Origin of the sequence: Wolbachia endosymbiont (group B) of Xylocampa areola (assembly GCF_964028205.1) — a bacterium.
Lineage (GTDB): Bacteria > Pseudomonadota > Alphaproteobacteria > Rickettsiales > Anaplasmataceae > Wolbachia.
The window spans coordinates 39,163-60,574 of sequence record NZ_OZ034771.1 but is presented as its reverse complement, the minus strand read 5'-3'; the positions used below and the strand labels follow the sequence as shown (position 1 = coordinate 60,574).

15 protein-coding genes and 1 pseudogene are annotated in these 21,412 nt (G+C 33.5%); 8 read left to right on the top strand and 8 right to left on the bottom strand.

Annotated elements, in window-relative coordinates; genetic code table 11:
- Positions 1-7: 7 nt before the first annotated feature.
- From ABWU35_RS00285 to ABWU35_RS00265, 5 genes are all read left to right on the top strand, one after another.
- Complete coding sequence (locus ABWU35_RS00285; protein ID WP_010403276.1) at positions 8-1,435, top strand: sensor histidine kinase; 1,428 nt, start codon at positions 8-10, stop codon at positions 1,433-1,435.
- Between the two features lie 176 nt (positions 1,436-1,611).
- A complete protein-coding gene (locus ABWU35_RS00280) occupies positions 1,612-2,349 on the top strand; it encodes a hypothetical protein (RefSeq protein WP_012481913.1) in 738 nt (245 codons plus the stop codon).
- Positions 2,350-2,421: 72 nt separating this feature from the next.
- Positions 2,422-3,432, top strand: a complete 1,011-nt coding sequence (tsaD, locus tag ABWU35_RS00275) for a tRNA (adenosine(37)-N6)-threonylcarbamoyltransferase complex transferase subunit TsaD (protein WP_007302199.1) — start codon at positions 2,422-2,424, stop codon at positions 3,430-3,432.
- Positions 3,433-3,543: 111 nt separating this feature from the next.
- Positions 3,544-7,170 (top strand): ankyrin repeat domain-containing protein, encoded by a 3,627-nt coding sequence (locus tag ABWU35_RS00270; protein ID WP_264685540.1) that lies wholly within the window; start codon positions 3,544-3,546, stop codon positions 7,168-7,170.
- Positions 7,171-7,454: 284 nt separating this feature from the next.
- Complete coding sequence (locus ABWU35_RS00265) at positions 7,455-9,200, top strand: type I secretion system permease/ATPase (protein WP_017532259.1); 1,746 nt, start codon at positions 7,455-7,457, stop codon at positions 9,198-9,200.
- A 99-nt stretch (positions 9,201-9,299) separates the two neighbouring features.
- On the opposite strand, the gene ABWU35_RS00260 is transcribed toward ABWU35_RS00265, so the two are convergent.
- The 3 genes from ABWU35_RS00260 to ABWU35_RS00250 all read right to left on the bottom strand — a co-directional run bounded on the left by ABWU35_RS00260 (position 9,300) and on the right by ABWU35_RS00250 (position 12,160).
- Positions 9,300-10,061, bottom strand: coding sequence for a hypothetical protein (locus ABWU35_RS00260; protein ID WP_007302202.1), 762 nt, complete (start codon positions 10,059-10,061; stop codon positions 9,300-9,302).
- A gap of 57 nt (positions 10,062-10,118) precedes the next feature.
- On the bottom strand, positions 10,119-11,381 hold the full coding sequence (locus tag ABWU35_RS00255) for a pyruvate dehydrogenase complex dihydrolipoamide acetyltransferase (protein ID WP_007302203.1): 1,263 nt from the start codon (positions 11,379-11,381) through the stop codon (positions 10,119-10,121).
- A 284-nt stretch (positions 11,382-11,665) separates the two neighbouring features.
- Entirely contained in the window at positions 11,666-12,160 is a 495-nt protein-coding gene (locus ABWU35_RS00250) for a hypothetical protein (RefSeq protein ID WP_149168710.1), read from the bottom strand.
- A 236-nt stretch (positions 12,161-12,396) separates the two neighbouring features.
- Here ABWU35_RS00250 and ABWU35_RS00245 point away from each other — a divergent pair, with 236 nt between their 5' ends.
- On the top strand, positions 12,397-13,266 hold the full coding sequence (locus ABWU35_RS00245; protein WP_019236774.1) for a hypothetical protein: 870 nt from the start codon (positions 12,397-12,399) through the stop codon (positions 13,264-13,266).
- A gap of 124 nt (positions 13,267-13,390) precedes the next feature.
- On the opposite strand, the gene ftsH is transcribed toward ABWU35_RS00245, so the two are convergent.
- The 5 genes and pseudogenes from ftsH to ABWU35_RS00220 form a co-directional block, all read right to left on the bottom strand.
- On the bottom strand, positions 13,391-15,220 hold the full coding sequence (gene ftsH / locus ABWU35_RS00240; protein WP_264685539.1) for an ATP-dependent zinc metalloprotease FtsH: 1,830 nt from the start codon (positions 15,218-15,220) through the stop codon (positions 13,391-13,393).
- A 12-nt stretch (positions 15,221-15,232) separates the two neighbouring features.
- Positions 15,233-15,382 (bottom strand): annotated as a pseudogene (locus ABWU35_RS00235) (tRNA(Ile)-lysidine synthetase); the annotation flags it as partial.
- Positions 15,383-15,439: 57 nt separating this feature from the next.
- Complete coding sequence (locus tag ABWU35_RS00230) at positions 15,440-16,453, bottom strand: ATP-binding protein (protein WP_264685538.1); 1,014 nt, start codon at positions 16,451-16,453, stop codon at positions 15,440-15,442.
- A 129-nt stretch (positions 16,454-16,582) separates the two neighbouring features.
- Positions 16,583-17,875 carry a tRNA lysidine(34) synthetase TilS gene (gene tilS / locus ABWU35_RS00225; protein WP_264685537.1) on the bottom strand — a complete coding sequence of 431 codons (1,293 nt, stop codon included), beginning with the start codon at positions 17,873-17,875 and terminating at the stop codon, positions 16,583-16,585.
- A gap of 142 nt (positions 17,876-18,017) precedes the next feature.
- Entirely contained in the window at positions 18,018-18,497 is a 480-nt protein-coding gene (locus ABWU35_RS00220; RefSeq protein ID WP_007302208.1) for an OmpA family protein, read from the bottom strand.
- A 274-nt stretch (positions 18,498-18,771) separates the two neighbouring features.
- On the opposite strand from ABWU35_RS00220, the gene ABWU35_RS00215 reads away from it, so the two are divergent.
- Positions 18,772-20,190 carry a carboxypeptidase gene (locus ABWU35_RS00215; RefSeq protein ID WP_007302209.1) on the top strand — a complete coding sequence of 473 codons (1,419 nt, stop codon included), beginning with the start codon at positions 18,772-18,774 and terminating at the stop codon, positions 20,188-20,190.
- 20 nt (positions 20,191-20,210) lie between these two features.
- Positions 20,211-21,278: a rod shape-determining protein gene (locus ABWU35_RS00210; RefSeq protein ID WP_007302210.1), complete on the top strand. Its 1,068-nt coding sequence runs from the start codon at positions 20,211-20,213 to the stop codon at positions 21,276-21,278.
- Positions 21,279-21,412 lie beyond the last annotated feature (134 nt).

The window sequence follows — 21,412 nt, the reverse complement described above, 5'->3', positions numbered from 1 at the left end:
GAAGAATATGTATAAATTAAGTAAATTAATTTTTACTACACTAAAAACAAATAGATATACAAAAATTATCTCGCTATTCTTATTAATTTTTGTGGTTTTATTGGGCACAATATACCGCAGTTATTCATTAAAGAATAATTTTCTTTCTTTTTACCGTAATTCAAATGCAAACTTAAAAGATCTATTGGAAAATAGTATAATAAAAAAATATCATTATTTACTAATAGAAAAACATCATATTAAATATAACAGTTTTGATTACATAAACCAGTTGGTAAAATTGCGTGCTGAATTGTTACAATCAGTAAGCAAAGTAAGAAATTTTAGCTTAATACTGTATGATCAAAATGCCAGAGTAATTTTCAGTAATTTTAATACTCAAGGTCATGACTATGAGCAGTTGCTTACAAATGATGAAATTGATAAATTGCTAAGCAATCAAGAAATATTTTACGCTACAGGAAATACATTAACTTCTACTTTCCCTATATTTCATGAAGATGACATTAAGCCTTCATTTTTTTTGAAGATCATTCAAAGCTATAATGACTCTTATATTATGGTATATAGTCTATTTTCAATATTAATGGGCTTATTACTGGTTATCTTAATACTAATAATGCTTTATTTGCACTTTTCCAATACCCAAATGCTAGCCAAGCAGCATAAAACTAATATTGAATTACAAAGGGTTAAAGAGGCATTAGAGCAAGAAAATGCAAATAAGATAAAATTTTTTGCAAGTGTTACACATGAGTTGCGTACACCTCTTAATGCTATTATTGGATTTGCAAAGTTGATCAAAAATGAAACTTTAGGTTCTGTAGATCACTCTAAATACAAGGAATACGTAGACGATATATATAATGCTGGTACACATTTACTTGCTTTGATTAATGATGTGCTCGATTTTTCTAAAGCTGAATCAAGTAGTTTAACAGTAGAGAAAGTGAAGTTTAATCTGAATAAGATAATAGATTCGTGCTTAAAAATGTTATCACCTAAACTAAAAGAAACAGGGATTAGTTTAAAGAAAGAGATATCTGATAAACAATTATTAGTTATCGCCGATCCCAAAAGAATGAAGCAAGTTATAATAAATTTGTTATCAAATGCAATCAAGTTCACTCCTCAAGGTGGTTTAATAAGAATGATTATTAAAGAGAATATAGAAAAAAATTTATTAACTATTGAGTTTCATGATAATGGAATAGGGATAATGCAGCAGGACATATATAAAGTTATGTCCGTTTTTGGCCAAGCAGATTCGGGATATAGAAACGAAGGCACAGGTATCGGATTACCTCTAAGCAAGAAATTAGTAGAGTTAATGGGTGGGACTTTCAACATTCAAAGTGAAGCAAAACTTGGTACTACGATAACATTGAGCTTCTTTTATGAAGAGCAAACATGTGAAAAGTTGATTGATTTTTAGTAAAATATATTTGATATTGCACTTTTATATCTAGTACATTCCTAAGTCATACTGACGTGATACCTCTTGGCTAATAATAAGTAGCGGAATGTAAGTAAATTAAACTTTTTTAGCTATACTTCCTGAAAACACTTTATAATTCTTGAGCATAAAGAAAATTCCTTTAATAATGAAGCATGCTAATCAGGAACTTAATAAAACAAGCAACTCAAGTAGGAAATAGTGAAAACGTAATACAATATGTCAAATATCTCTATCAATTTGAGAAGTTTAGAAATACATTAAACCTCACTTTGTCAATAATAAAGCAAACTAGACTCTCGTTTGAAATATATCAAGAAGGATTAGTGGATATGGAAGAGGGAGTGTGTAAGACAATTCGTTCTTCTGGTTTAAATAAGTATGTTATTGTGCTAAGAAGGTCAAATCCTTACATCATAGTACATGAACTTTCACATATGGTTGAAAATGAACTGAACTTAAGCTTAGAGCAAGAATTTCTCTATAAAGTTTATCAGGATATTGAGCAGAACTTAAAGCAGTCAAATATTCTGGTACAAAAAATTATTGGTCAAATTATATTTAAGGAGATACAAGTTTACCAAACTCCAAAATCACGTGCGTCTGAGTTATTCGCACGCTATTTTGAGCTGTTTGCTTGGGCTCAGGAAGTTTATCCTAAAGATAAAGAATATCTAATTCGCACTCAAGATTTAAACAGAGTATTTCTTGCTACTAACCAATGGAAAAAGAGCTACCTGGATCTACAAATAATGGAGAGAATAGATAAAGAAGTAAAGGAATATAGCGATAAAACTGCTTTTAAAGATATAAACAAAGTACAAAGCAGTTGGACTAATAAATTTTCTCCTGGAAGCAAAAAAATTGGTTCTATATTTGAAGATGATAATTAGCTCAGCAGAACAAAGTTCACTTCTTCAACATTTCAAGTTATAGTTCTCGCAATTTAAAGAGTTCAAATATATATGAAAACCATTTTAGCGATTGAAACAAGTTGCGATGAAACTGCAGTTGCGATTGTAAATAGTGATAAGCAAGTGCTTGCTAACGAAATTCTTTCTCAGGTAGAGCACAAAAAGTGCGGTGGAGTGATTCCTGAAATAGCATCACGTGCTCATATGAAGCATTTAAGTGGTTTAATAAAAAGTGCTATGGAAAAATCTAACCTTAACTTTTGTGATCTAGATGCAATTGCAGCAACATCAGGACCAGGACTCATAGGTGGATTAATAATTGGTACAATGATGGCTAAAGCAATTGCACACGTAACACAAAAACCGTTTATTGCAGTTAATCACTTAGAAGCACATGCGTTAGTTGTTAGGCTACTATATGAGGTTGAATTTCCGTTTTTAGTCCTGCTGATATCAGGTGGTCACTGCCAATTTTTAATTGCACAGGATGTAGGTAAATACATCAAACTTGGAGAAACGCTTGATGACTCATTAGGAGAAGCATTTGACAAAGTCGCTAAAACGCTGGGTCTAAGCTATCCGGGAGGTCCATTAATTGAAGAGTTAGCTAAAAAAGGTGATGGTATGAGATTTAAGCTGCCAAGAGCAATGATAAAACGTTCTGGATGTGACCTTTCATTTTCTGGAATTAAAACAGCGGTAAAAAACTTAGCACGAGAATTTGTAATGAGTGAACAGGATGTGTGTGATATGTGTGCTTCGTTTCAAGAGTGTATTAGCGACATATTACTCGATAGAGTCAGAAATGCTATTGGTATCGCTGTATCTTTAAATATTAAAATCAATGATTTTGTAATTACTGGTGGAGTTGCAGCAAATAATTTCCTGAAAGAGAGATTAAAAAAGCACATAGACTTGAACGTGCTTTCTCCTCCAAGCAATTTATGTACAGACAATGCAGTGATGGTTGGATGGACAGGAATTGAAAGGTTACAGAGAAGCTATGTAGACTCTCTTGACTTTGCACCAAGGCCAAAGTGGGAATTAGAAAAATATTACTAGCACAAAAAATTATCTACTATATAATGCGGCCGCTGGTGAATTTTTGTAGGCTTAAAAATTACAGTGGTATCTACTAAAGCCTTACCGGCATTATTATTTATGAGGTACAGTATGTTCAAAAATAAATTTGACACAGTTATTAGTGTTTTCAAAGCTAAATCTAGTACAAGCGCAAAGACACTCAGTTCAGGTTTATTTGTTGCGGGAAACGTTGTTATGGCCAGAGCAATTAGTGAGATAGACCTCTCTTCATTACAAGGCAATTCAGAAGATAAAGTCAATAAGCAAGACCTAATAATCATATATGATTATATTAATAAAGTAACTCAAGAAGAAAACTATAATATATGTACTAATAATCTTGATTGTATAAAAAGCAGGATTTTAGCAGAAAATATAAGTGATTCATTAGCTGAAAAATTTCGTCAAGATGGATGGAATATAATAAGTAATGATGGTTCTTCGCTATTAACAGTGGCTATTGAAAGAATTAGGAAAGAACAAAAGAAAAATAGGAATTATGATATTCATGTTGAAATAGCTGTATCTCTAATTCTTAGTATGGGCAGAGAATTGATTATAAAATTGGAGAATTTTGCAGATAGTAATGATAAAACACTTCTACATTATTTAGCTGAGTCGGGTAAAGAAGATATTTTATGTTTTGTCATAGAAAATTCTAATTTTGACATTAAAGAAGCAGTAAGGAATAAAGATAGAGATGGTAAAACACCACTACACTATGCGGCTAAATCTGGCAATAAAGAATGCTTGAAAATTCTCATAGAAAATGAAGCAGATTTTAGTTGCACTACCAATAATAAAACCGAGTTACACTATGCTGCCAGAAGCGGAAGTCCTAACCTCCTAGAATATTTAAAAGAAATATTGACAGCAAAAGGAATTTTTGATAGGGAGAAAATTAAAACAGATAAATATGGAAATAACGCATTACACTATGCTGTGCAATCTGGAAATGCTGAGTGCATAAAATTCTTCATTGATAATCAAGTACAATTTTTAAAAAATAAATATAATGAGAATCCTTTTCATAAGATTGTAGGTAACTCAGAAACTCAAGAAAATGCCATAAATTTTCTTATAGAGCATCTAAAATTTTTAGGTAGACGAAAAAGTGAAATTAATCAAGAAAATGTAGATGGTAACACCCCATTGCATATAGCTGCAAAACATGGAAATAACCAGCTAATGAAATTGTTTACTCAATCAGGTGCAAAAATTGTTCAGAATAAACAAGGTAACACCCCCTTACATATTGCTATTATAAATGGTAATTCATATTGTATAGACCTATTTTATGAAAATATAGGAAATAGCATACTTCAATCCAAAGGTGATTATGGAAGAGATCTTGTACATTTAGCTGCAATGTACGGGAAGTATGATTGTCTAACATCTTTACTCAAGAAATTTCCTGATTACGATTTAAGCACAGAAACACACAAAGGAAATATGGCCCTACACTTAGCTCTATCGAGTAATACAGAAACAGAACTAAGAAAAAAATGTGTGAGTCTATTAATAGACAGAAGCATGCAAGTAAATAAGAGTAATAATGAAGGAAACACCCCTTTACATTTTGCTGCCCAACTTGATTTATCGTTTTTAAGCATGATAGAAAAAAAGTTGGAAGAGAAGAAATTTGACGTTTATCAAGAGGTTTTGCGTGAGAATAGCAACGGTGACACCGTCTTTCATATGGCAGCACGTGTTGGTAATAAATCATGCCTTGAGCACCTTTTTAAAAAAGAGAGAGTGGGAGAAATATTAAGTAAGAAAAATAAGGATGGACAAACTTTACTACACTTATCTATCCTCAGTGGAAGAGTAGAATGCGTTAAGTATTTGGTAAAAAAAAGCCCAAAGGGTATTTTTTTAGAACAAAATACACAAAAAAAGTTGTTATTTGCAGCTATTTTGAGCGGCAATAAGGAATGTCTTGAATTTGTGTCAAAAGAACTTGTAGGTAAAAAGGTGGCTGCTAGCATCAAAGTGTTATATGATGAAAATGACAATACACCGTTACACATGGCTGCTCTTGCCAACGACATAGAATTCTCTCAGTATGTTATTGAAAGTATTGCTAAGTCAACTATTAGGAACACAGTACCACTTTTTAACACAAACAGTCAAGGGCTTATACCTCTACATTTAGCTGCCATGAGCCTTAATGCTGAGTTAATAGAATATTTTATGAAAGATAATCATTACCCCTATAATAAGAAAATGTTAAATGTTGTATCTAAATCTGGAAGAACAGCATTACACTATCTTGTAATGAGTGATAATGATTTTGAAAAAACTATAAATGAGGATTTTAAGCAAGGTCAATTTTTGAAAAAGTTAGTTTTAGAAAAGCGTAAACAAAATGAGCACTTAAGGGAAAAAGCTATTAAAGCCTTATTCTACCTAACAATCAGCACCGGAGAGAAAACTTTAAATGAAAAGATAAATTTTGATATAAAGGATAATGCAAAAAAAACAGCTTTAGATTATGCTTTTAAACATGGTGACACAAATATCTTGAGGTTATTTTTAGATTTCTTTTATGAAATAAGGGAAAACAAAAAAAGGAAATATGATAAACTTAACATGGAAGATCAAGAAAGAAGCAAAAAGCTTCTAGACTACTATAATCTGGCCATGTCAATATCAAGTGTGATTATTTCTGTTTGCATTAAGTATAATAATGCAGAATCTGAAAAGGAAGAAATTCCTACCTGGATTTCCATTGCATTTTCTTCGATATCATTTTTACTTATCTTATACAACTTAGTGATTGGCCTTCAAAAAGAACCTGTTAAACGTAAGATAGAAAACTATACTGAAAAAATGAACAGAATTGAAGAGGCTACAGGAAAGTTAGCTAAGACAAAAGTAGGGGATCATGATTTGGAGGAATACAACTCAATATTGGAACTATTAATAAAGAATGCAGAAGATATTTCACGATTGGAAAATGAACTTTACAAGTTTACGCATGAAACTAGATTAGAGAGTAAAGACAAACTCAATATTTCTCCTCAGAAAATGAGTAGGGGTGGTAGTGCACTACTATGTTCGAATAAGTCTTTAGAAGGTAAAAAAAGTTCACCTGTTTTGAATGATTTAACAGCAAAACTTAGTCTGTGTTCAAGACGCAACAGTAGAGTACAAAATACAATGGACAAGTTAGATAATCCATCATGTGTAATTACTATAAATGAGAATTCAGAAATTAAACCAAAAGCTCCGAAAAACAAATTCAAGAATGTTGCAACTAAGCTAAAAATAGGCAATATCTTTAGTAAGAAAAAAGAAGATCTTATCGCTTCATCAAGCTTATCAGAAGGTGCTAATCACGAGAATATTACAAAAATGAATGAAGAAAACTGTGGGTTGATAAAACGATTTGGTGATACCAATGGGTATTCAATATTTTCGACTCCTTTTAATCCAAGCAGTTCAACCTCAAGAGAAGAGTGTGGTAACAATCATAGTGCAGCGCGTCATGTGAGTTATGGTAGTGCAAATAATCCTGTGAGTGATAAGGAAGTTAGTAAATCTCCATCTCTAATACTTTCTAACTTTGAGGAGGGGATTACTGTTGACTGTTTTAAATTCGAAAGATATAGACCAAGGGTATATTCAAGTCCATCTTGTGTGAGAAAAAGAGCAATTACAGCTAGATCATTGGAATATGTAATACTTCCTGATCATATAGAAAGAGGAAAATAGATGCAGATTGTAGTCACTGACTCTGATAGCATCAACTTTCAGAGGAGTGATAGTAAGAACTGTCATTGAGTAGTAGATAAGAAAAACGTAGAACAATTGGCAAGGCTATCGTATAAGGTTATAGTAGAGAAGAAATTAGATAGCCTTGCTAAATTTCCATGAAAAAGTTTATATTCGCATATCATTAATATTTTATTACATTAATGATATGGTAAGGCAATAACTGTTAATACTTTTGAAATAAAAACTATATATGGTACATATAATTAAATAAAAGGAAGATTGTGGAAATCACTCCGTCAATAAAAAAGGAATTAAAGCAAAGTATACTATATACTTGTCTAGAGAAGTGCAAGAGTGCGTTTTGGTTCATTTTCTGGTTTAGCTCAGGGATTAATGCGTTAATGTTATTTTTGCCACTTTATACCTCTCAGGTACTTGATCGAGTGATATCGAGCGAGAGTGTGTCAACACTAGTTATGCTGACGATTATTACTTTATCTGCGTTTGCATGTTCTGCAATGCTTGAAACTTGTCGATATTTAGCTATGGCTAAAATTGGTGATTGGATTGATAAAACTGCAACACCAGATCTAATAGTAAGGTCAATCAGGTTAACATCAGTACAAAGCTCAACTTCAAGTGGTGAAGCAATACGAGATCTTGGAGTAATAAAAAATTTCATTACAGGAAATGGTATATTTTCACTGTTCGATACTCCATGGTCGCTAATTTACCTTGTTGTGATCTTTATGATACATACCTCTACAGGGTTTATAGCTATTGCCGGAATTATTATATTAGTTTCAATGGCAGTATGGAATGAACTTGCTACTAAGCGTATATTGAGAGAAACCAATGAAGAAACTATACGTAATATTAATGCTATAGATGTTGCAACACGAAATGCAGAGGTGGTTGAAGCTATGGGTATGTCAGAATTTATAGTTTCTGATTGGTGTAAACGGAATGATCAAAATCGTGCAATGCAAGTTACAGCGCAGAATCGTTCTAATGTGATTACTGGGATTACTAAGTTTTTACGCTCGACTCTCCAAATTTCAGTAATTGGAACAGGTGCATTACTCGCAATCACAGCTCACAAAACTGCCGGTAGCATTATTGCTGCCTCGATTTTGATGGGTAGAGTATTGGCTCCATTTGATGCAGCAGTTCATACTTGGAAATTTTTAAATCAAGCCAAGATGTCATATGGCAGGCTGCAAAGACTTATCCTAACATCCCCAAAAAGAGAGCAAACTATGGCTCTACCAGAGCCTGAAGGGAAGTTGGAATTTGATAGGGTATTTTTTACTCCTTATGGGAGCAATAAGCCAACAGTAAAAGGAATCTCATTTGTAATAGAACCAGGGGATGTTGTTGGTGTTATTGGTGCAAGTGCTTCTGGTAAGTCGACCATTGCAAAACTAACCGTTGGTGTTTGGAAACCCATATCAGGTGTAGTCAGACTAGATGGCGCTGATGTATATACTTGGAATCGAGAGAACTTTGGTAATTATGTTGGTTACTTACCTCAAGATATTGAGTTATTTAACACGAGCGTTAAAGCTAATATTGCCCGCATGAGACCAGATCCAAATCCTGAAGAAATAATCAAAGCAGCAAAAATTGCAGGAATACATGAATTAATACTGAGCTTACCAAATGGGTATGATACAACAATAGGAGGACCTGGAGGAGTAATACTCTCTGGTGGCCAAAAACAGCTTCTTGGACTTGCAAGGGCTTTTTATGGTAATACTAAGCTTTTAGTGCTTGATGAACCGAATGCTAACTTAGACAGTAATGGAGAGGCGCGCTTGATTAATGCAATCAATGTTGCAAGAGAGCAAAATACTACCACTGTTATCATCACTCATAAGCTACAGCTACTATCTGTAGTCAATACAGTGATCGTCATGTCAGATGGGGTTATTTATGCTATGGGACCAAAAGATGAGATTTTGAGTAGATTAGTTGCTCCATCACCAGATGCCACAGAAGATAAACGTTCTTCAGCAAGTGGTTAAGAAAGAGAGAAGTTGTCACACTTCTCTTTCTCTTATAGAGTACTATATGCACAGTTTATAAAATCTTAAGCAATTGTTATTCGAAAAATCCAATAATGATTAGCCGCGGAACCTATTTGCTAATTCTCTCACATTAACCTTAGACATTTCTGATGTAGGCTCTTGTGTATATGAGACATCAGATTTAACGCCTTTTTTGTCATGACCTTTAGTAATAGAACATACTACAGTATCAGCCTTTACATGCTTAACACTTGGATCTGATTGAAACCCATGCTTTCTTTCCATTTGTGCTTCAAGCTTACTGCTATCATGTGTAACCCTACACCTTTCTAGATTACGGTCACGTTTGTCAGGAGCTACATATCCATCTATATCACTACATAAGAACGGGCGCACTTTGAACCTGTCTGAACTAACACCATTTTCAACACTTGCAGAATTATGAGCTTTTCTATTATTGCGCATTTTATCTACAGCTTCCTTTATTTTTTCTTTTGATGGTTTTGGCAGCAGTGCTGGCTTATATGCACATGCTGGTAGTTCTGGAAATGAGTCCTCCTGAAACAGCAAATGACTTTGGTTTCTCTTACTATCTGATTCTTCAATATTCTTTATTGGTGTCTTGAAAGAGTTTTCATTTTTCTTTCTTAGATCCAACTCATTTAATCCGCTTCCAACATTATTTTTTCTTGTTGTAGTGTGAATAACACCTGGAAGTTTCACTTCATACTTAAATTTTTTACCAATGGTATCTATTGACTCATTAGATGAGGAATCTATTTGAAACCTATCGTTTGAAAATTTTGATTTTGTAGCATCAAAAGATATACTACGTTTTTCTATCTTTTTATAAGTCATATTTTACCTCTAAACCTATTAACTAATAAAAGTATAAACTAAGAGGTATTAATTTTATTATAATAATAAAGGCTCAAGAAGCATCACCGTAGGGTTTTCTATATAGTACTTAAAGGCATTTAAAAATTTTGCTCCGAGTGCTCCATCAACTGCTCTGTGGTCAACAGAGAGAGTAACTGTCATTACCTCTGCTATCTCTATTTTTTCACTTATGACAACTGGTTGTTTTTTAGATGCGCCGACAGCCATAATGCAAGACTGTGGTGGATTGATTATAGCACTGAAAGTTTTTATACCAAACATGCCTAAATTAGAAATGGTAAACCCTCCTCCTTGAAATTCTTCAGGCCTTAATTTTCCAGATCTTGCTCTATTTACTAAATCTTTCACTTCTTTTGATATAGATAAAACACTTTTTTCATCAGCATTTTTTACTATAGGAGTAATCAGTCCATCCTCAAGCGCTACAGCAATTGAGATATCTATATTTGAGTATCTTACTATTTTAGTATCTATCCACGATGAGTTTATATCAGGAAATTTTTTCATGCTGAAAGCCACAGCTTTTATAATTAAGTCATTAATTGTTACTTTATTGTTCTCATTTGCTGAATTAACCTCATTTTTGAGCGATATTAGCTTATCAACGTGGCAGTCTACAGTTAAATAAAAGTGTGGAATATTTTGCTTAGATTCAACTAGGCGCTGCGCTATCACTTGGCGCATATTACTTACTTCAACTGTTGTATTTTCCTCAAATCTCTCATAGCTTTTAGTTTGATCTAAAAATTCTAATACATCAGCTTTGATGATACGACCATATGGACCTGTACCTTTTAATCGCTTTATATCAACACCTTCATTTTGAGCTATTTTTTTAGCTAAGGGGCTTACTTTTATTCTATTTTCTGTTGCTCTATCCTCTTTTTTAGATCCCAGTGTCACGCACTGGGATGACATTAAAGAGCTAGATGAAATCGAAGGGTTGGATGATACTGAAAAATCGGCTTCAACCTCCTTCTCAACCTTGGTATTGATGGCAGAAGCTAAATCAAGTGCGCTTTTATCTTCCCCTTCCTCTAACATTAGAGCTATCAGTTGATTTACAGGCACGCCACTTGTTCCTTCCGACACTAAAATTTTTGCCAAAACTCCTTCATCGACAGATTCAAACTCCATTATGGCTTTATCAGTCTCAATTTCAGCGATTACATCACCTATTTCAACTTTATCTTGTTCTTTTTTACACCACTTTACAATTTTTCCTCCAGTTTTACTCATTGTTGGGGAAAGAGCAGGCATCAATATTTCTATAGGCATTTATTCTGTATTAAAAGATCTATTTAACTTTTAATTTACTCTTTACCCTATGTCAATCTAATCGTAAATTATGATACTTATATCATCCTAGTACGTGATGCTGGAATCTTGGTTGACTACTGTTATCCTACTATTTCTATTGCTTAGTCCTAGACAGAGTACAAATAGTAAGATCATCATGAAAATAGACGAATCTGTTATAATGGAAATAGAAAAATGTAGTGCTTACTATCCTCTCACAAACATATAGCTTGGGTACAGAAAAAATTTATATGAGGAGCTGGTTAAATTGATAAAAGATCAGAATTAATAGTAGTTTCCGAATCTTCTGTAGCAGGCTCTTCATGTGAAGCAGAGGACAGACTAACTTCTTTATCCTCTGTTCTCTGTATAGAACTACCACAAAAACTCCTTAACATCTCTTCAGCAGATGAATTTAAAATCTGTATAATAGACTTTTCACTTTGTTCTTTCAGCGATTGATCCATTCTAGAAATCAACTCGGAAAATTCACTACCTTCTTTTCTAGCTTCACTTTCTATCTTATTTTTTATGCTTTCTATATTACTTTGGTTAATTTCTTCTTTCGTTATGTTAAATGAATTAGCAATACCTTGATACTTAATCTCACAATCGCCACAGCCAACTATGCAAAGAGCAATAGAATCGGATATTTCACCTGCAGCCGAATTATGGATAGTGTAAGCTAAGCAATTGTCATGATATTTAATGCCAAGCTGTTGCTCTATCAATTCAGAAATTTCATTTTTTAAAGACATAAAGTACCTCCTTCTTACATTACTGTACCTTCTGATTAAAGTACAACAGCTGCTCCTAAATAGCAATCCATATATGGTTTACTTTAATAAATTATTAAAGTAAGAAGCTTTTACATCCTAAAACATAACTGAGATAAGCCAATGTAAAAAAATTTTTAAACGAGAATTATTGTATATATATTACTTATTTGGTAAAATTATTTTGGCAAAATAGCATATAAAAGTTGAGGCTAATTATGAATATTAAAGAAGGAAAGGATTTACAACAGGAGTTATTAGGAATTGTTTTCAATATACTCATAGAAAGTGAAGATAGCGCCATAGAAGCTATGGAAACAAGAGCAGTAGAGATAATTAAAAAACTAAAGGAACACATTAATGATTATATAGAGTATGGTGGTCAAAAAAAGCCAATTTTAGATTGGGTTATTGTTTGTGATTCTCAGAATAATGTCAGACTAAATAACAAGTCGCTATTAAAATTTGAGAAGGCAATTAAGGATATTGGAGGAAGAGCACCGCTAAATGAAATAAAAAGTACAATAAGGTTATTAGTAGAACAAGCACAGCTAAATCATGTTAGAATTAGAGGTGAGAGAGAAGTACCACTAAACCTCTTTGAGGAAAACATAATAATGAGAGAGCGAAGAAGGGCAAGAGAACAACAAATGCGGCCAAATTTTATTAGAGAAAGAGAAGCGTCATTGAATCTCTTTGGAAACAGGGATGAAAATGTAATAATGAGAGGACAAATGAGGTCACGCTATATTAGGCGTATTAGACGTGAAAGAGAAGTACCACTTAGTTCAAAAATAGGAGAATTAATTGGTGTAGTTTCATCCATAATTGTAGGTGCTTTCATTGGTATAATGGTTGGTATGGTCATTGCTGGTTTATGTATTGAGCTTTGTGTAATCACCACTGCAGAACCGATTCTTCTCATCATGGGTGCTACTGCTGTTATAGGAGCTATTGTAGCAGGAACTGCTCCTGTATTAAAGCTAATAGAGATGTTTAAAGGTCAAGAACCTAATCTTTCTCCTAGTAGCGGTCTGGAAAGCTCTAATACTGAACATACTTATTTAAATAGGCAAAGAGTTATTTAGAAAAAAATTGGAAGAATGTTCAAAAAAGTCCATTTATAAAATACATCGGCTTAACTATGATCTTATAACTTAAGCTAATTAATTAAAAATTTTTGTTTTAGCGGTTAAATAAAGCCAGATCTTATTAGAGAGAGGATCTTCTTATCTCTTCTTTACCTTCATTTTCATTTCTAACAATTTTTTTTCCACTTAATATGTCTCTTATTTCATCTCCTGTTAAAGTTTCAAACTCCAGTAGATTTTCAGCAATGAGCTCCAAGTCTTTCCTACGCTTGGTTAAAATGTCTTTTGCTTTTTCATAGCAAGAAAATACAACTTTCTTTATTTCCTCATCTATAAGTCTTAACGTATCTTCAGAAATTGTCTCAGAATCATGTGTGATTTGTTCACGATTGTGATATATTGGCCCTATTTTGTCACTCATTCCCCATTTTGTCACCATAGCACGTGATAAATCTGATGCTAGTTTTATATCTGAAGATGCGCCGCTTGTGACTTTATCATAGCCAAAAATTAGCTCTTCTGCCACACGTCCACCCATTGCAACAGTTATATCTGCTAGCATCTTTTCTCTTGTGAGGGACACTCTATCTGTTTCTGGTAGTCTCATAACTAAACCGAGTGCTCTACCACGTGGAATAATTGTTGCTTTGTGTATAGGATCAGAAGCAGGCATATTAACTGCAACTACTGCATGACCAGCTTCATGGTAAGCAGTAAGCTTTTTTTCTTCTTCTGTAATGACTAAGGACCTTCTTTCCATGCCCATCATCACTTTATCACGTGCATACTCAAAATCATCCATGGTAACAATTTTCTTATTTCTTCTTGCAGCAATAAGCGCAGACTCATTCACTAAATTTGCTAGATCAGCCCCTGAAAAACCTGGCGTTCCCCTCGCAACTGTTTTTACGTTTACATCTGGTGCTATCGATATTTTCTTTATATGCGTATTTAATATTCTCTCACGCCCATTTATATCAGGTAAAGAAATAGTAATCTGTCGGTCAAAACGACCAGGTCTAAGTAGTGCTGGATCTAGGACGTCTGGACGGTTAGTTGCAGCAACTATTATCACACCTTCATTAGACTCGAAACCATCCATCTCAACCAGTAACTGGTTTAATGTTTGTTCCCTTTCGTCGTTACCGCCACCAAGACCAATGCCGCGATGCCTACCTACTGCATCTATTTCGTCTATGAAAATTATACAAGGAGCATTTTTCTTGCCTTGATCAAACATATCCCGGACACGGCTTGCACCAACACCGACAAACATTTCAACGAAATCAGATCCAGAAATACTAAAAAACGGTACATTAGCTTCACCTGCAATTGCACGAGCAAGTAGAGTTTTACCAGTTCCAGGGGAACCAATTAAAAGACATCCTTTTGGTATCTTCCCACCTAACACTTGAAATTTTTGCCTTTGTTTAAGAAAATCAACAATTTCAACCAACTCTTCTTTTGCTTCATCAATCCCAGCAACATCATCAAATGTCACTTTTTTTCCAGTAGTCATAAGCCTAGCTTTTGATTTGCCAAAGCTTATAGTTCTATTACCTCCTGCTTGCGTTTGTTTAAAAAGGAAAAGTAATAAACCGATAAAGATAAGCGTCGGAACCCATTGAATAAGTAATCCACCAATTATACCCATTGCAGAGTCTCCAATTGAAAAGGAGAACTTCACTTTCCTATCATGCAAACTTTTTATTAAGTCACTATATATAACACCACTTGAGTTAAAGGCTGACCCATCCCTAAACTTCCCTTCGATGCTTTGGTTTCTTATTGTAATATTTTCTATATCATTATCTTCTAGTCTAGTTAAAAATTCTGAAAAAGGTATGGTTGTTTTACTCTTACCTATACTTCCGCTAAATTGAATATAAGCAACTGAAATAAGAACAATAATCACTAACCAGATCAATAAGCCTTCTAAAAATTTTTTCATTTACATTTCTAATTAAATACTAATCAAGCTTACCAAATTTTGTTTTATCGTGCTATTAATAATGAATCGAATCTTATCATCACCGTATTTTTTCGTTATAATTTACATCAGGATAAGCAACCACCTTTCCATTTTTTTCACTGTTGGAAAAGAGTAGTAAACTTTAGAAAAATAATTACAAATTTAAAAAATTGTTTTTCACTGCAATAAGTATATGTGTTATGTACTGGTAAGATGCTGCTGCATATAATTTTCTACAGCAGGTTGTAGTAATGCACTTATTACATTATTACCTGTATTGCTCGCTTTTCTATTCTTGAATTTTTTATGTGTACTATTAAACTCTTCAAGTGCTTTTGTACAATCACCCATGCTAACAACAGGTTCTTCTATTTTTTGCTCTTGAGTACGCCTTACGGCATTATGCTTGGCCTCATTTACTAAATTAGATAACTCAGCGCCTGAATAGCCTTCAGTTTTTTCTGCAATTTCTTTAAGGTTTAGATCTGATCCAACTGGCACATTCTTCATATAAAGATCTAATATCTTTTCTCGTGAGCCCAATTCTGGTAGGGAAATATAGATATGCTTAGAAAAACGGCCAGGCCTAAGAAGCGCTTCATCTAAAACTTCACGACGATTAGTTGCAGCAATTACTATTATACCCTTGCTAACATTAAAACCATCCATTTCAATCAATAATTGGTTTAAAGTTTTGTTATGGTCCTCGTTTATAGCTCTATTAGATTGGCTCCTAGAGTCAATACGTTCTGAACCGATAGAATCTATCTCATCTATAAAAATTACACAAGGAGCCTTTTTTCTTGCTGTTTGAAAAAGTTCTTGTATATTGTGTACACCTTGATTAGCAAATCGACCAGCAATAATAGCTCCGGAAATGGAAAAAAACGGAAGCTTAGCTTCACCTGCAACAGCGCGAGCAAGAAGTGTTTTACCATTTCCTGGTGGACCATATAAAAGGTAACCCTGTGGTGGCTTAAAACCAACTTTTTCAAACATTACCTTCTTCTCTTGTGATATATCATTACAAATCATGCGTAGCTCTTCTTTTATTTCATCTGATAAGATGACATCATCAAGTGTTACTTTTTGCTCACCTTGCTCAACTTCTATTACTTTAGATGGTTTCATTAAATAAATAGCAAAACCTAATACAAACGCAGTGCATATTACTGAACATGTCACTACAGCAGATGTTATAATAATAGGCATGAAGGATATAGTGGCCGCAGCAGCTTTAATTTTAAAAAAAAGAACATACATAAGATAAATAAAAGCAGCGATTGTTAGACATAATAAAACAAATTTAAAAAACCTTGCCCCACTCATTGTAATCCTTAATTAAACATCAATTAACTTTAGCAAATTTTCCTTTATTATGCTAGTGATAAAATATTTAATCTCATCATCACCAATATGCTTGCTATCATGTTTTATACATGGATAAGCAAGCATCTTTCCATCTTTTTGTACTGTAGGCAAAGAATAGTAAACTTCAGAGAAATAATCATAATTTTTTAGAAATTCAGGGATTTTTTGTGTTTTCTTTAGTGGAGCAATAGTTACTGAACACTCCTGATCTCCAAATATTGTGCAGCTAAACCTGTTATCCCATTCAATAGAACCATTTAATGGTAAGTGTACAGTAATTTCCTGTATCTTTGACGATTCTCTCATTATCAAAATACTTTCTCCATATTTTCTTATTTTGCATCCATAGAGTGTGCAATTAACATCACTATTTTGTTGCAATATTCTGTTAAATATTGCGATAAGGCTACGGTACCTTGGTTTATAGTGCTTGTTGACAATTGCCATTATAGAATAAAGAAGAAGCCTTAAAGCTATTTCCTCTGGCAGTTTATAAAGTTCATCTAGTTTAATTTCAATATAACCAAGATCATGAATATTAACGCAGTCATTAAGTGCAAGGCGTGTGTAGTGCATCAACGCTTTTGCAGCTCTTTTCATATGAAGTGCTGTAAGGCATATTCGCTCTGTTAGAACATCTTGATTATCACTTGCTTTAAGTAAGTTACGGTATAAAGTTCGTCTGTATTTTAAGTCATAATTGCTTCTATCTTCGATCCATCTTAATTGGTGAAGTTTAGCATACTTTTCTATTTCACTACGACTAAAATTTAACAACGGCCTAAATACATAAATACCATCTAAGAAATACTTGTAGTCCATTGATGATAATCCATCTACTCCACTACCTCGCTCCAATCTTAATAAGAACGTTTCTGCTTGATCATCTTTGTGATGAGCAACGAGCAAACATTTAACATTATTGTTTTTACACCACTCTGCTAGTAACTTATATCGTGCTTTTCGTGCCTGTAACTGAATGTTACCTTTAATATTTTGCTTCTCCCAATTTAATATGAACGATTCCTTTGCCCCAAGTTCTTTTGCATAGCTTACAGCAAAATCAGCTTCTTTTTGAGACTCTGAACGTAACCCATGATTTACTGTTAATGCTATAGGAAGTGAAAGCTTGTTTTTTTTTGCCCAGTTAGTCATTAAGTGCAGTAAGACTATACTATCTACACCACCTGATACTGCAACTGCGATTTGGTTATGGAAAGCAAAGCTATTAGCTATATTTTGAAATAATAACTCTAATTTCATTATGTTTCTTGATGGCCAGATAGTCTCTACGTCATACAGCGACTTATTTGTGGTATATATAGATCCCGCTAACAAGCAGCGGAATTGCTCTCTTTTGTCATCCCAGTGCTTGACACTGGGATCCAGGTTTTAATGCAAGAAACTACTTCTTTATTCCAGAAAATGAAAATTCCACTCTACGATTTTTAGCATGCTCTTTTTCATATTTAGAATTTCTAGAATCATCTTTTACATTAACCAAAGGCTCAGTTTCACCTTTAGAAGCAGTTTTTATTCTATTTTCTAGATAAGGTGTACAGCTGACCATAAATTTTTTAGCTGCATCTGCTCTTCTAGCTCCTAGTGCAAGATTATACTCGTGAGAACCACGATTGTCAGTATGACCAGTTAAAGTGACCTTTGCGTCAGGATTATTTTGTAACACTTCCATCACGTCAAGTAATGCATCTGCACTCACTTCACTGATACTAGATTCATCATAACCAAAGAAAACTCTTTTATCACCTATCTGCTTAACAACAGCATTCATTTTATTTGTCGTATTTACTCCTTTTTTAGGGCAAGAACTTACACCAGTAAGCAGTAAACAAAAACAACACATTATAATCAGTCTACTCCACATCACTAAACCTCCATAAATTTAAAATATAGTGCGTAATTTTAATTTTAGTACTAATAATCCCTCTATACTAGAATAGAGTCAAGGGAAATAAAATACTAAATGTTTTCTTTACAATCTTATAATTAATTTTCTGATAAGATGCTCAATTCTTAGCAATGAAGTACAATAAAAGAATAAAAATACAATTTTTTATTGTACTTTAAGCAAATATACTTTTAACTTTATTATTAATCTATTACGATATTAAGCAGATGTTTCAAAGCAATGAATAAAAATGAGATCTTATAAGTTTTTAGAGGAAGTATTACATAAGGTAAGGAATATCGAAAACACACTAAAACTACTAAGCAAAAGCCAATTGAATGTAGAGGACAAAGTTGAACAAATGTGTCTTCTAGAGGAAATCAGACATGAAATTATCTCTCATGATGCAATAAAGGAATCATTAGCGAATGCTCTTAGGAATAAAAAGAGTGCTAATATTCAGCAGCTAAAGTTAATAGAGGGGATACACAAAAGCAGCAGTGCTATTCCTGTTGATTTAGTAAAATCTTTGTCCAAAGCTAAGATTGAATGCCAAAACTTATGGAGGCTAACTAATTCTGAAATTAGTAACTTAGAAAAGCTGAAAGAATGCTTTACTAACCTAATTAAGCTTACTCGTGAAGCAGCTTCTATAAAATCGCAGCAATTAAAGCGCTCAAACTATGAGTCATTGCTTGCTGACTATGACTCTAATATCACAGAAAAGAACATAAAGGAAATATTTCCTAAGCTAGGTAAATTTTTTAGTGAAAATGTAGAGAAAGTAACTCAAAAGCAGAAGAAGGATAAGGTTACTAATATACAAAAAGTTACGGTTCAGAGACAGATTGAACTTGGTTCCTTATTCTTACAGCAAATGAGTGTTACACCAAATGAGATTTCCATTTCTTATTACGATTCTATCGATTATGATGAATCTGACCTTTGTTATGGTTTATTTTTACTTTTACGGCATACTGGTTATGCAATTCATCAAAAATGTTTAGCGCAAAATTCTATAAAGAGCTCAATTACAAAACATATTATGTATGAAACTCAAGGGTTATTCATGGAAAAGATCATTGGAACATCGAGAGAATTTATTGAGTTCATTCAACCACACATAAAGGAGAAACTTTCTACAAAAGGCAAAATTAATAGTAGTGTTGAAAATTTGTATTTGATTTTCAATAAAGTAAATCTTTCATCTTTTTTGAAGAATGCGGATGAATTTAGTTTATTGGCTCACATTATGCTAAGAACTAAATTAGAACAAGATCTAATAAATGGTACGTTAGAAGTTAAAGATCTACACGATAAATGGCTGGAAGGTATGAAGCATTACAAGATTTCAGTAAAAGCTAAAAATGAGCTAGACACTTATTTTCAAGATGAGTATTGGATAAGTGGTGTTATAGGCTACTTTCCTATTAAAGTCATAGCGTTAATCGCTGCTGTGCAGTTTTTTTCTTTCATTAAGAAAAATCATTACGAATTTTTAGATTCTATAGTAAAAGGAGATTTCAGTTTACTTATCGATTGGTTCTCTAAAAATGTATATAGTGCAAATTATGGCTTTTTGGAACAGCTAAAAAAGGTAACAGGTAGGGATTTAGATATTGAGTGCTACACTAGTTACTTATCTGAAAAGTATAATTTGTCTCAATAAATGGTTTTCTTGAGTTGTGTATGAGTTTTGTTCAGAATTTAATCAGAAATTTTTTTACTTTCAAAGGTTTATTTGCTAGCGATATTGCTATAGATCTTGGTACTGCAAATACTTTAGTTTATCAGAAAAGTCAGGGGATAGTGCTTGATGAACCCTCAGTTGTAGCAAGAGTAAAAGAAAAAGGAAGTTACGTTCCTTATGCTTTTGGCAAAAAAGCTAAGATGATGCTCGGAAAAACACCTGGAGAAATAGAAGCGATAAGGCCCTTGAAAGACGGAGTTATTGCTGATTTTAAAAGCGCGGAAGAAATGTTAAAATATTTCATACGCAGCGCAAACACAAGATTCACTGTTAATAAGCCTAGTATTATCATATGTGTTCCATCTGGATCTACCCCAGTTGAAAGGCGTGCTATACAAGATGCAGCAGAAAGTGCTGGTGCAAATGAAGTATTCTTAATTGAAGAACCAATGGCTGCAGCAATTGGGGCTGGACTTCCAGTTACCGAACCTGAAGGTTCTATGATTGTTGACATAGGAGGTGGTACAACTGAAGTTGCAATTATTTCTTTAGGTGGAATTGTTTATTCACGTTCTGCCAGAGTAGGTGGTGATATTATGGATGAGGCAATAAAGTCATACATTCGTGAAAATCATAAGTTATTGATTGGCGAAACAACTGCTGAAAAAATTAAGAAAAACGTCGGTTCAGCCAGTCTGCCAGTTGAAAACAACAAAGAGGGAATGATAATTAAAGGCAGGGATTTAGTGAGTGGTATGCCAAAAGAAATGCTTTTATCAGAATATCAAGTTGCAGAGAGCCTAATAGAGCCTGTACATCAGATAATTTCTGCTATTAGAACTGCACTGGAGAGTACTCCACCCGAACTTTCTTCTGATATAGTTGATAGAGGAATAATTTTATCTGGTGGAGGTGGGTTATTGCGCAACTTGAGTAAAGTTATTAGTGAAACAACAAAATTACCAGTTCGTGTTGCAGATGATCCACTTTGTTGTGTTGCCCTGGGTAGCGGAAAAGTACTTGAAAACATGGACTATTTTGGCCATGTTTTATTCAAGCAAGATTAAATTGTTTTTGAAGATCGAATTGTTTTGATGGAATTATGTAATATAAATGAGATCCCAGTGTCACGCACCAAGTAATTTAAAGGCAACTTCCAGCAGGAAGGGGTGTCATCCCAGCGCTTGACACTGGAACTTGA

What these genes read in the sequence shown, in the direction of transcription:
- ABWU35_RS00255 (WP_007302203.1), bottom strand. Translation starts at nt 11,381, where the DNA reads ATGCCTATAGAAATATTGATGCCTGCTCTTTCCCCAACAATGAGTAAA.
- ABWU35_RS00230 (WP_264685538.1), bottom strand. Translation starts at nt 16,453, where the DNA reads ATGCCTATTATTATAACATCTGCTGTAGTGACATGTTCAGTAATATGC.
- tsaD (WP_007302199.1), top strand. Translation starts at nt 2,422, where the DNA reads ATGAAAACCATTTTAGCGATTGAAACAAGTTGCGATGAAACTGCAGTT.
- ABWU35_RS00245 (WP_019236774.1), top strand. Translation starts at nt 12,397, where the DNA reads ATGAATATTAAAGAAGGAAAGGATTTACAACAGGAGTTATTAGGAATT.
- ABWU35_RS00250 (WP_149168710.1), bottom strand. Translation starts at nt 12,160, where the DNA reads ATGTCTTTAAAAAATGAAATTTCTGAATTGATAGAGCAACAGCTTGGC.
- ABWU35_RS00270 (WP_264685540.1), top strand. Translation starts at nt 3,544, where the DNA reads ATGTTCAAAAATAAATTTGACACAGTTATTAGTGTTTTCAAAGCTAAA.
- ABWU35_RS00280 (WP_012481913.1), top strand. Translation starts at nt 1,612, where the DNA reads ATGCTAATCAGGAACTTAATAAAACAAGCAACTCAAGTAGGAAATAGT.
- ABWU35_RS00220 (WP_007302208.1), bottom strand. Translation starts at nt 18,497, where the DNA reads ATGTGGAGTAGACTGATTATAATGTGTTGTTTTTGTTTACTGCTTACT.
- ABWU35_RS00285 (WP_010403276.1), top strand. Translation starts at nt 8, where the DNA reads ATGTATAAATTAAGTAAATTAATTTTTACTACACTAAAAACAAATAGA.
- ABWU35_RS00215 (WP_007302209.1), top strand. Translation starts at nt 18,772, where the DNA reads ATGAGATCTTATAAGTTTTTAGAGGAAGTATTACATAAGGTAAGGAAT.
- ABWU35_RS00210 (WP_007302210.1), top strand. Translation starts at nt 20,211, where the DNA reads ATGAGTTTTGTTCAGAATTTAATCAGAAATTTTTTTACTTTCAAAGGT.
- tilS (WP_264685537.1), bottom strand. Translation starts at nt 17,875, where the DNA reads ATGAAATTAGAGTTATTATTTCAAAATATAGCTAATAGCTTTGCTTTC.
- ABWU35_RS00260 (WP_007302202.1), bottom strand. Translation starts at nt 10,061, where the DNA reads ATGACTTATAAAAAGATAGAAAAACGTAGTATATCTTTTGATGCTACA.
- ftsH (WP_264685539.1), bottom strand. Translation starts at nt 15,220, where the DNA reads ATGAAAAAATTTTTAGAAGGCTTATTGATCTGGTTAGTGATTATTGTT.